This window comes from Butyrivibrio sp. WCE2006 (assembly GCF_000701985.1).
In the GTDB taxonomy this organism is placed as follows: domain Bacteria; phylum Bacillota; class Clostridia; order Lachnospirales; family Lachnospiraceae; genus Butyrivibrio.
On sequence record NZ_JNKH01000041.1, the window covers coordinates 19,021 to 30,750 of the forward strand.

General features: G+C 39.3%; 9 protein-coding genes. 3 read left to right on the forward strand and 6 right to left on the reverse strand.

Annotated features, from left to right (window positions below; all coding sequences use genetic code 11):
• Nucleotides 1-11: 11 nt before the first annotated feature.
• The 6 genes from nagB to T501_RS16840 all read right to left on the reverse strand — a co-directional run bounded on the left by nagB (nucleotide 12) and on the right by T501_RS16840 (nucleotide 9,080).
• Nucleotides 12-734, reverse strand: coding sequence for a glucosamine-6-phosphate deaminase (gene nagB, locus T501_RS16815; RefSeq protein WP_026511623.1), 723 nt, complete (start codon nucleotides 732-734; stop codon nucleotides 12-14).
• Nucleotides 735-1,019: 285 nt separating this feature from the next.
• Nucleotides 1,020-2,390, reverse strand: coding sequence for an alpha-L-fucosidase (locus T501_RS16820; protein ID WP_044916337.1), 1,371 nt, complete (start codon nucleotides 2,388-2,390; stop codon nucleotides 1,020-1,022).
• Nucleotides 2,391-2,422: 32 nt separating this feature from the next.
• Complete coding sequence (locus T501_RS16825; protein WP_044916339.1) at nucleotides 2,423-3,739, reverse strand: glycoside hydrolase family 125 protein; 1,317 nt, start codon at nucleotides 3,737-3,739, stop codon at nucleotides 2,423-2,425.
• Nucleotides 3,740-3,834: 95 nt separating this feature from the next.
• Entirely contained in the window at nucleotides 3,835-4,830 is a 996-nt protein-coding gene (locus tag T501_RS16830) for a glycoside hydrolase family 130 protein (RefSeq protein WP_026511627.1), read from the reverse strand.
• A gap of 33 nt (nucleotides 4,831-4,863) precedes the next feature.
• On the reverse strand, nucleotides 4,864-6,762 hold the full coding sequence (locus T501_RS16835) for a family 20 glycosylhydrolase (RefSeq protein ID WP_044916342.1): 1,899 nt from the start codon (nucleotides 6,760-6,762) through the stop codon (nucleotides 4,864-4,866).
• A 2-nt stretch (nucleotides 6,763-6,764) separates the two neighbouring features.
• Nucleotides 6,765-9,080: a glycoside hydrolase family 3 protein gene (locus T501_RS16840; RefSeq protein WP_044916346.1), complete on the reverse strand. Its 2,316-nt coding sequence runs from the start codon at nucleotides 9,078-9,080 to the stop codon at nucleotides 6,765-6,767.
• A 432-nt stretch (nucleotides 9,081-9,512) separates the two neighbouring features.
• Here T501_RS16840 and T501_RS16845 point away from each other — a divergent pair, with 432 nt between their 5' ends.
• From T501_RS16845 to T501_RS21010, 3 genes are all read left to right on the forward strand, one after another.
• Nucleotides 9,513-9,989, forward strand: a complete 477-nt coding sequence (locus tag T501_RS16845) for a DOMON domain-containing protein (protein WP_207641199.1) — start codon at nucleotides 9,513-9,515, stop codon at nucleotides 9,987-9,989.
• Between the two features lie 2 nt (nucleotides 9,990-9,991).
• The gene (locus tag T501_RS16850) at nucleotides 9,992-11,041 is read left to right on the forward strand and encodes a LacI family DNA-binding transcriptional regulator (protein WP_044916349.1); all 1,050 of its coding nucleotides are present in this window, start codon (nucleotides 9,992-9,994) and stop codon (nucleotides 11,039-11,041) included.
• A 505-nt stretch (nucleotides 11,042-11,546) separates the two neighbouring features.
• Nucleotides 11,547-11,730: transposase (locus tag T501_RS21010; protein ID WP_197027982.1), on the forward strand; the 184-nt coding region annotated here is incomplete at its 3' end.

Genomic DNA, 11,730 nt, shown 5'->3' on the forward strand with positions numbered 1-11,730 from the left:
TCCTCAAATTGTCAAATCTTGGAAAACGCCGCTTCATCACCGATTATTGTAAAATCAGGGTGCATCTGCAGAATTGACGCAGGAATTTCAGGAGTCACTCTTCCAAATAATGCTTTTTTCACTATATCAGCCTTACCTTCACCGTTTACAACCATCAGCACCTTCCTGGCCTGCATTATCGATTTAACACCCATAGTATATGCCTGTCTGGGCATTTCTTCCTCTCCGAAAAATTTCTGGTTTGAATCGATAGTACTCTGGTTCAGATCAACGCAGTGTGTCAGAAGTTCAAACGCCTCACCAGGTTCGTTGAAACCTATATGCCCGTCTGTTCCGATTCCAAGGAGCTGTAAATCTATTCCACCTGCTCTTTTTATAATCTCCTCATATTCTTTGCAAACCTCTTCACTGTTAAGGTTGCTTCCATCCGGTACATGAATGTTAACCTCCGGAATATTTACATGATTGAAAAAATTCTCATGCATGAAATACCAATAACTCTGATTATGAGTCTTTGGAAGTCCCCTGTATTCATCAAGGTTTATTGTAGTTACTTCCGAAAAATCAATGTCCCCTTTATTGTACCAATCAATAAGCTGTTTGTATGTTCCAATAGGTGTAGCCCCTGTTGCAAGTCCAAGTACTGCTCCCGGTTTCATAATAACCTGTGCAGATATTATGTTGGCAGCCTTTCTGGACATATCATTGTAATCTTTTGCCCTGATTATTTTCATTAGTTGTACCTCCCCAATCGCTCTGCATATTTTTTAAACAGCTCATAATCGTATCCCCCAAGGTCACTCAGCGGAAGAGCTGCATACATATACATAATGAGTGTTTTTGTAAACTCATCTTCCCCGGCAATTTTTTCTGATATTTCGTCCTTCTTTTAACCAAGTAATTCTTTTCTTTTTTCAAATTCATCTTTAATCTTAATTGCAAGATTATTGTTAATCATCTGGTTCTCTCCGCCTGATTGTCGTTATTACTTCCCAAATCTCTTCAGAAAGTCCTACTCTTTAAAGTGATAATTCAAAAACCTGTGCTATGGCAGCCTCTTCCACCTCATTAACATGTACGTTTAAGCCACCGGGAACATTCTCAAATCTCACTTCATTTCCTGAGTACAGATCCTTAACCTTAGCGACCTTTCCTTCATATGGAATGAAAATATCTCTCTTAACTTCCATGTTTTCATCCGGATACTGCTTTATTGCATATACCTTTTTCTCTTTTGCTTTTTGGGTAAAGCATACGTCTTCTTTCTTGTAAGGCGCACAAACTCTTGTGCCATATATAGCTTCTCCATATTTTGAAAGCCATTTTCCTATGTTTTTCATGGCCTTAAGAGCGCCTTCAGGAATACGTCCGTCAGGCTGCGGTCCTACATTAAGTGCAAGATTTCCACCCTTTGCAACGATATTTGTAAGAAGAGTTATGATTTCTCTGTCACTCTTATATTTATCTTCATATTTGAATGAAAAGGATGTGCCCATGGTTATGCAACTCTCCCATGGAATATTTAGAGGTTCATCAGGAACACACTGCTCCGGAGTAACATAGTTTTCATATTTTCCGCCAACAGTTCTGTCTACGCTAAGCACTCCGGGATGGCTCTTCCTTATTTCGTCCATAAGATTTCCAAGATGAATATTTTCTCCTTCTTTTTCGCATACCCAGCCTGCATCGAACCAAAATGCATCTATTGGTCCGTAATTATCGGCAAGCTCTTTAACCTGATTATGGGTATACTTTTCAAAGCTTTCCCACTTTTCAGGATGCTTTTCAATGTCATAGGACGGGCCTCTCCAGGTCTTATCTCCCTTTTCGTAGCCGGTGCACCAATAATCCGGACAGTGCCAGTCGGCTTTTGAAAAATATGCTGTAATTCCTATTCCCTCATTTCTCATTTCATTGAAAAGATGCTTTAAAATATCTGCTCTTTTATTTGTGTTAAAGGGACAGTCTTTTCCCGTAATTTTATAATCTGTGTAAGCTGTGTCCCACATGCAGAAACCATCATGGTGCTTCGTCGTGAAAATGAAATACTTAAACCCTGCTTCTTTTGCTGCCTTTGCCCAATCCTTTGGAACAAATCTTATTGGATTAAAAGTCTTATTAAGATCAAAGTACTGCTTTTTAAATTCTTCTCCGTCTGCCCAGTCAATTTCTGTCCTTGACCAGTCTCCATCCTCGTCAGATAAAGCCCATGATTCCACAACACCTATCTGTGAATAGGGTCCCCAATGCATCATCAGTGCAAATTTCTGATCTCTGAACCACTCAAGTTTTTCCTTTACTTTCTCGTCTTCAGGCCAGACATAGCTTTCCTCAGTGCTGTAGTTATGGACGCCGTTTTCTACTACTTCTTTATTTTCGTTATCGCTCATGATATTCCTCATTTCTCATTATCTAAAATAACTTAATTGCACAGTCCATAATAATCCAGCACAAAAAGTGCAAACAATGAATTGGACCAGGCAAACCAGTCCCTTGTATACTTGGATGGATCATCTTTATGGAAGCCTTCGTGCATATAAAGTGTTCCTGCATCTGTAGAAGTCAACATGGAAAGAAGTTCTTTCCTCTCATTCTCATCTGCACTGGTAAGCCCCTGCATTGAAAGAGCTATATGCCATATAAAATCCTTCGGTGTATGTGGTGATCCTATACCTTTTGCAGCCTTACCTTCATAGAAATATGGATTATTGCTGCTAAGCACATCTGCTCTGGTGCGCAAATATACAGGATCTTTTCTATCTATATCTGTTATCCATGGAATCGATAAAAGGCTTGGAACATTTGCATCATCCATCCTGTTTACATTTCCCTGCCCATCAGTTTCATATACATATATGGTTTCACCATTTTCATTTGTAATAAATGCATGTTCCTTAATTGCAGCTTCAAGCTTTTCTCTGATTGTTACCGCTGCCTTTTTCATGTTTTCATCACTTATTCTATCTGCAATCTTTTCCATGTAAGTGAGTACTTCCCTGGCAAAAAAATTTGAAGGAATAAGATATCCATACTTGCATGCGTCATCACTTGGTCTGAACCCTGACCATATAAGTCCGCATGTTGCAACAGGTTCTCCTTTTCCGCCATTTGTAAGTGTATCTGAGGGCGGACAGTTATCTCTTTCAAAAAAGTACGCCGACTTCTCTGTATGATTCTGTTCAGTTTCCATAACTTCCAGAATCTTCGCAAGTCCTCTTTTTACCTCTTCGTCAAGAATACTTTCATCCTCTGTGATTTCAAGATATTGATTCAAAAGGCGAACAGGATAGCACAGAGAATCAAGCTCATACTTCCTCTCCCAATCCCATGGATTGTCATCAGTTCTGTCCTTAGCCCAGCATCTTCCATTCGCCTCTGTATTAAACGCATTCGCATAAGGGTCTATGCATATCTGTTCAAACTGTTTCTTGATGACTCCCTTTACAAGATCCTTTATAGGTTCACAACCGTCCTCCATCATAAATGGTGCATAGTGACATACCTGAGCACTACTGTCCCTAAGCCACATAGCCTCAATGTCTCCTGTGATAAGGAACACCTTTTTGTCATCCAGACACTGCATCGTTGTTTCAGCAGTATTTACAAAACATTTTTTAAACATTTCACAGAGTCTGTCATCTGCGCCTTTTTCCCTTATTTTTTCGCCAAGCTCATCTGAAAGTTTTCTTACTGCTGCTATTATTTCTTTTTCTTTTTTATCATCTCTTATATAGCTCATTCCATCACCTCGTATATTCCTACAAACTTAAGTGTAATGTAATCTCTTGCATCCTTTATCTTTATAACAATTCAATCAGTACATCATTCTATAAATTAAACTTCCAGGTTATTCTCTTTTGCCCAGTTAACAAGTCTGTCAACAGTTGTAAATGCAAGTCCTGTCACGGTATCTGCACAGCCATAGTAAATAGCTATTCTTCCTGTAGCTGCATCGCTAAGTGCTGCACAGGGGAATACTACGTTTGGTACATCACCCGTAAGTTCATAAATTTCTCTTGGTGCAAGAATATAGTACTTTGATCTGTACTTAACCTTCCATGGCTCATCCTTATCAAGAATTGCACAACCCATGCGATATACAAAACCGTTACATGTATTAAGCACACCATGATAAATCAGAAGCCATCCTTCATCAGTCTCAATCGGAACAGGTCCGGGACCGATTTTTGTTGACTGCCATGCAGATGCGTCGCCGCCAAAGGTTCCCATTACATATCTATGATGTCCCCAGTATTCAAGATCGGGACTCTGGCTGTAGAAAATATCTCCGAAAGGTGTGTGTCCGGTATCAGAAGGTCTGCTGAGCATTGCATATTTGCCATTTATTTTTCTTGGGAAAAGAACTCCGTTTCTGTTATAAGGAAGGAATGCATTTTCAAGCTGAACAAATGTCTTGAAATCGTATGTATAGGCGATTCCGATAGTAGGTCCGTGATAGCCGTTGCACCATGTTACATAATATCTGTCCTCAATGAATACAACTCTTGGGTCATATCTGTACTGTCTCTTAGCTATTTCACCGTCCTCGCAGACAAACTGGATCGGCTCGTGATTTATCTCCCAGTGGATGCCGTCCTTACTGAATCCGGCGAAAATATCCATGCTTATAGCCAGTGAATCGCATCTGAACACTCCCGCAAAACCATCCTCAAAAGGCACTGCAGCGCTGTTAAATATACTGTTTGAAGTAGGAATTTCATTCCTGCCTATTATCGGGTTTTCTGAATATCTCCATACAGGTCCCTTCTCATTTTCAGGACATTCCTGCCATGGAATATTCTTAAGCTCTTTTCCGATTATTTTACTCATAATAAACTCCCTCCGTGTTTAAAAAATTAAGTACTATTTGATGATCAAATTAACATTTTGCTCTCTAAGAATATCCGCACACTGATAAAAGATCTCTTCCACGCGATATAATTCACTTTCTCTCGATGTAATTCTCCATATTTTCTTATAGTGATACATCCATGTTTCAATTTCTGCGGCTATCCTTACGCATTCATCATGGTTCTGAGCATTGTCAAACAGTTTGCATCCAAGCTGATATAGTGCTCTGCACATAAGCTTTTGACCTTCTGCAAATAGCAGTAATCTATTAATTAACGCTTTTCCCTCATCGTTAACACCAGTAATAAGGAGTCTTAGCTCATCCAGCTTTTCATCGATACGCTTATTATTTTCCGCAGGTTCATTTACTTTAAGCCTGCCATAGAACTCTTTTGCTTCCTGTGCTGCGGGTCTGTTACGAATAAGTTCTATAAATTGAACCAGTTGATCCCAGCTGTTGCCCTCAAGCATTCCTATGTCTCTGGCAACGCTCATTAGTTCCTCTTCACGATCCCCATAATACAGCCTTGATATTTGTCTGTTTATCTCAGTTTCTTCGCTAACGCCTGACCAGGAAAAAGCTGCGCCGTAAATAAGTCCCGGTATTGAGAAAAGCGGATCCTGTAAATGTCCATAATCGCCCCAATCTGTATTCAGGAGGCCTTCCGCATGATACTTCCCTGCATATTCACACATGATAGATATATTTCTGTATGCCATCTCAAAATGATTAATAAAATGCCTCCAACCATGGACCCCGGGACAGAGATACTGTCTTACAGGAACATCGGCAAGTTTTCTGGTATTATCCTCTTTCTCGCAGTCACTGTAGCCCCAGTTAAGGCAGATTACATCCTTGGGAAGCAGCTTTGCATACTCAGGAAATCCCACGATTATATCTCCCCAGAACATTGGCTTTTTGCCCTTATTTATGCAATACTCCATGATTCTGTTTACATAATCCACATAAACCTTTCCTACACCCTCCCTGTCTGCAAGCTCTTTACTCTTACCTTTTCCAAGATCAAAGGTCTCATCTGCACATATATTTACATAATCGCTTCTGAATAACGGAAGAAATTCATCAAGCACCTTTTTAACAAATTCAAAGGATTTTTCATTTGTCACATCCAGGGTATGATGCTGCATTCTCTGATCAAAAGAGAACTCGCTGTCTCTTGGATCATCAAGCTCACACAGCTCCTCAAAAGTTTTTGTTCTAAGCACCTTATAGAGATGTCCAAAGGTTGAAATCGAAGGAATGAGTTCTATTCCAAGTTTTGCGCAGTATTCATCAAGCTCCAGAATATCTTCAGCAGTCAGCGGGGTATCATCCCTACAAACTTCAGAAAATCCTTTAAACAAAAATGAATGCTCTACATATAGCTGAAGCTGATTCAGTTTAAAATAGCTGCAAAGATCTGCCAGCTTTTTATATGAAGAAAGCTTCTGTATTCTTCCCCTTGATGCATCATGATAAAACCCTCTGTTAGAAAGTACTGGCTTATCTGAGATTTCACAGGCAGGAATCAAAGCGCCACCTAACGCTATCAATTGCCTGAATGTAGCGACACCATATAAGAGTCCTCTCTTTGTTCTCGCCTTTACAATTACTTTGTCATCACTAATGTTAAGGCTATATCCTTCCTCTTCTTTTATATCATCAGACCTATCGAGTATTATTACCTTTAAAACATCTTCTTCACTTGCACTTCTGGTAATCTCAAGCCTGATTCCAAGCTTGTCCTCTATATCACCCTTAAGTATTAAAGCGCTGTTATAATCCGAAGAATCTGTGCTTTCAAGAAGAACAATTTTTGTATCATAAGAAATTCTGAATTGCCCTTCTACCTCCTTTATTTCAACCGGTCTTGGTATCAAATACTCAAATATGTTTTTCTTATAACTCATCTTTAACCCTCCTGTAAAACGCCTTCATTTATTAACGTTCTTGCTATTTCCTTTCCCTGATCCATAAGAATAACCTCATATTTCTTTGCTTTAGTGGAAAGCTTCATTTCATAGTCATAAAATGTAAAATCTCCGACTGTAAGTTCCATCTCAATTTCTGCCTCTTCTCCAGGCATTATTCGGTATCTCTTGAAATTTTTAAGCTCAAGTTCTCTTGCAGTAACAAGTCCTCCATGCCGTCTTATATACAACTGCGGAACTGCGCAGACCTCTATATTTCCTTCATTTTTGACCTTTAGTTTTGCCCTGAGAACCACTTCACCAAGCTCCTCATTGGCTTCTTTTCTTTTAACCGTTTCATTCCCAGGATCATAAATCTTTGAAGAAAGCTCTTTTACTTGTTTAAACAGGACAGCCTTATAGGAAATATCAGCATACATAAGTCCCTCTCCAAAGCTGTAGGCCGCCTTTTTCTCCAGATCACAGTATTTCATTCCGTCATAGGATGACTTGAAATTGTAATAGACAGGAAGCTGACCTGAACTTACAGGAAGCGATGCAGACAATCTACCCACAGGACTTATCTCTCCTTTTATAATTCTTGCAATCGCATCTCCGCCATATGGTCCTGGGTAAAACGAGTAAAGAAAGGCATCGCTTATTTGAGATACTTCAGAAACAGCATACGGTCTTCCTGCAACGCAAACCGTTATTACCGGTATTTTTCCACCTAATTCCTGTCTGATGAATTTAGCCTCTTTTGAACCAACATCAATATCTGCCCTGTCCATTCCTTCACCGCATTCCATACTCCCGCCTTTTGAGATTGCAGCACCGTTTTTATCAAATTCTGCTCCGGAATATCTGGAGGAGCTTCCTCCTGTAACAAAGACCAAAATATCGTACTCATTTATTTCTTCTGTCAGTTTTTTCTTATCTTCAGGCGAATTAAAATCAAACTCATCTACAGCATCATTTCCATACGTCCTCTTTAACCCCTGTAATATTGTTACCATCTCCTCCGGACATCTTGGAGGTGTGTAATCACCCATTAGCGCATATCCTGAGTCTGCATTTTCTCCCAGCACCGCTATCTTTTTTGCTTTTTTTGCAGGCAAAATAGCAGACGTGTTTTTTAGCATTACTACAGATTCCTCAGCCATTTTGGTCGATAGTTTGTCTATTCCGTAGGATTTCTCAGACTCCATATTTTTAGACATATACGGATTCTCAAACAGCCCTCTTTCAAACTTCAAAAGTAAAACAGGGAGTACCGCTTCATCTATATCCTTTTCAGATATGATTCCTCTCTCCACTGCCTGAACCAGCTCTGTAAACCCTTTATCCCATAGGCTTATGTTCACACCACTCTTCAAAGCCAGTGCTCCACTCTCAACATTGTCATCAGTAACCTTATCAAGACTATCTATGGCAAAACCATCCGCCATGACCACTCCCTTAAAGCCCATCTCTTTCCTAAGGACATCTTTAAGAAGATGAGAATTGGCATGGCAGTATATTCCATCTATCTCGTTATAAGCTGCCATTATTCCGTCACATCCTGCTTTTACAGCAGCCCCGGTAGATGGCAGGTGTATCTCACGTAGTTCCCTTTCACCGATTCTTGCCGCACTGGCATTAACTCCGCCCGTACCTTCACCCTGTGCACAAAAATGCTTGGCAACAACACCTGTTCCACTTTTCTTCATACCCTTTACTGCAGCAAAAGCCATTTTTGAAGACAGCACAGGATCCTCAGAATAGCATTCTTCACACCTACCCCATCTGGGATCCCTTAAAACATCCAGCATGGACATAAGAGCCAGGTCCACATGTCCGTCAGATAACTGTCGTCCGCATGCTTCATATGCATCTTCAAGCAGTTTTTCATCAAACGTGCATCCTGCTGCTGTGTTTACAGGAAGTATTCCTCCCCCAAGAGCCTGATGTCCATGAGGGCATTCCGTCGACATAAGTGCAGGAATCCTAAGCCTTGAATGCTCTATAACATATCTCTGAACGGTGTTATATGCATCCATACTTTTATCCGGAGTTATTCCGTTTTCCTCAGTTCTTCCGGACCAGGGATCTGCTCTGTAAAGGCCATATAAAGTGCCAATGCCTCCCCATTTCTCCACTTCATCTTTAAATTCCTGACTGAGAACAAAATTCTCTCCTTCATATTCATATATTGAAAAACCATAAAGCCTTTGATTTAACTGCCCTGCTTTTTCATTTAGTGTCATTTTTGATAAAAGATCCATCGCACGGTCCAAAGGTGCTTTTTGGGGATCAAGATATACCGCTTCGTTTCCCATTCTGCGTTTATCCTCCATATCATCCTGAATGTTTAATAACGTTTATACCATGATTAACACCTGTTAAAGCCAATCCATTTACATTCTAACTTTTTTTAAAAATTTTTCCTAGTGCAAAAGTCAATTTTATACGTTATATATGCACTTTTACGTTTTTAGTCCCTCGTTTTTATGTATGTAAACAAAATGTTAATTTATATTAAATCTAAATTGCTTTTGTTTGTTTTTTGATGATATAATTTCCCATAATAAACTTCTCAATAATAATGGTCGTAATAATATGAAACCCTTAACAAGTTTATAGAAATAATTATAAGGAGTATGTAATGATCAACAAAAACACATTAAGGATTCCCTTCCCAAGAGTTCCTTTTAATCCACCAGTCTATACCTGCACAAAAGCAGATTCTGCCCCCGTGCTTGATGGCGATCTTGATAAAGAATTCTGGAAAGACGCTCCGTATACCGATCTTTTCAAAGAAAATCAAGGACATAAATACCGGAAAGCCGCTTTCCGAGGACAATTGGGTATGGTCTCCCACAGGTGTAATAAACATTCATTATCCGGAGCTATGGGGGTTTGTATTTTTCTGTGATGATAAGTCCGATACCCCGGTAATTCCCGAGACAGAACTTATCAAATGGGAACTTAGAAAAATATATTATGCTGAAAATGCTTTTTTTGATAAAAAAGGGTATTATACTGATGATAAGGAATTAATAAGCACTATTGTCAAAGACTGTTCCCGCTGCGAAAAAGAATCTGAAATAAAGCTTGATGATTACGAACTTACAGTTACTCCTACTTTCTTTGAAGCATCAGCCTTTACAAGCGATCATGAAAAAGCTGTCAGAATTTATGCCGATGGCAAAACGATAGCTTTATCTGTAAATAAGTCGAGGGTATAGAAATGAAAAAAGTAACAATTCAAGACATTGCAGACGCACTTGGAATATCAAGAGTTTCTGTCTGGAAAGTTTTTACAGGCAGAGAAGGTGTCTCAGATGACCTTAGGAGTAAAATAATATCTAAGGCGATTGAAATGGGCTACAACATGCCTACCGTTTTTTTTGACAGCGACGGTTCATTACCGGAAGCCCCGCAGGCGACTATTTCCGTTGCGGTATCAAGGCCGGAAACATCTGTATTCTGGGTTAACATGATACACGAAATAGCAAGAGAAGCTTCCAATTCAAACGCAAATGTTATGTACACCTATCTCCCAAAAGATGCGTCATCAGACTATGAACTTCCTTCATCTCTCTCAGATGGCAGCACACAGGCCGTGGTAGTCCTTAATGTATATGACAAGAATCTTATCAAAAAGTTAAGTGAACTTCCTATTCCAAAAGTTTTCATGGATACCATTGCATATTATCCATTTGAAAGTTTAAATGGTGATCTGGTTCTTATCGAGGGTAGATCATCAGTCTCCCAGATAACCAACCACATTATCTCACAGGGTAAAAGCAGAATCGGTTTCATTGGTGATATCAATTATGCCCAAACCAACTTTGAGCGTTACTACGGCTACAAAGAAGCAATGAAAAGCAGTAATTTGGAAATAGATGGAAATATTTGCCTGACAAGCCCCATTGGAGCAGACACCTATAAAGAAGAAATATCTTCTTTCCTTAACGGAATAAGCAACATGCCCGAAGCTTTTGTCTGCGCAAGTGATTTTGTCGCTAACATCGTTTGCAACATCCTGTCTGAAAAGGGTTATTCCATACCGGATGACATCATGGTTTCAGGCTTTGATAATCAATCAGACATAAACTATCCCGTTCCTCTTACCACAGCAAATGTAAGTAGTGAAAATTTTGGTTTAAGGCTTGCAAAACAGGCTCTCTACAGAATCCAGCACCCCAAGGCAAATCGTGAACTGATTTACATCTGTCCCGAGGTTATTTTCAGGGATTCAACAAAATCAAAAAAGAGACCCCAGCGAGGACACTAATATCTCTGTTTTTGTCCTATGTGGTCATTTGACCAGTTTTCTATAAACCTGATAAATCTTCATACCTTTTCCTTGATAATGTTCCTGCTCTTACGTTTGCCGATATAAACGGTGATCTTTTGCTAATTGAAGGATACCATTCCACTTATAATATTACTGAGTCGGTAGTAAAAAAAGGCATTAGAGAAATTGGATTTATCGGTGATATTCATTACGCAAGAACAAACATGGACAGATATAAAGGCTTTTGTGAATGTCTCAAAGTCTATGATATTGAAAAGCAGGATAAATTTTGTCTAACTACCCCATTTGATATATATTCATATAAACAGATAATATTTGACCTGAATTATTCACGGCTTAATTACAAAGCCGCATAGTTACTGCATTTAAACTGCATATTGCTTTCACCCAATAAGTGAAGCCTTAGGGGTATTAATAAAGCCCCGATTCTGTTACAATTTTAGGTGTCGAATCCAAAAACATAACAAAAAAGAGGCTTCATATGTCTAGTTTAGATTACACAACCTTAGAAAGCAATAAGCGTTTTAAATTAAATTTTGACGGAGGTGATTTATCCTCCGATGCTGGTCTTCTCCTAATAAAGGAATTCATCAGCAAACTGCACTTTGACAAGCTGATTGACAGCATATTTCACACCAATGATTCTTCAAGCCGCCGGACTCACA

Coding starts and splice junctions, on each gene's coding strand:
- T501_RS16850 (WP_044916349.1), top strand. CDS start 9,992: ATGAAAAAAGTAACAATTCAAGACATTGCAGACGCACTTGGAATATCA.
- T501_RS16835 (WP_044916342.1), bottom strand. CDS start 6,762: ATGAGTTATAAGAAAAACATATTTGAGTATTTGATACCAAGACCGGTT.
- T501_RS16820 (WP_044916337.1), bottom strand. CDS start 2,390: ATGAGCGATAACGAAAATAAAGAAGTAGTAGAAAACGGCGTCCATAAC.
- nagB (WP_026511623.1), bottom strand. CDS start 734: ATGAAAATAATCAGGGCAAAAGATTACAATGATATGTCCAGAAAGGCT.
- T501_RS16830 (WP_026511627.1), bottom strand. CDS start 4,830: ATGAGTAAAATAATCGGAAAAGAGCTTAAGAATATTCCATGGCAGGAA.
- T501_RS16840 (WP_044916346.1), bottom strand. CDS start 9,080: ATGGGAAACGAAGCGGTATATCTTGATCCCCAAAAAGCACCTTTGGAC.
- T501_RS16825 (WP_044916339.1), bottom strand. CDS start 3,739: ATGAGCTATATAAGAGATGATAAAAAAGAAAAAGAAATAATAGCAGCA.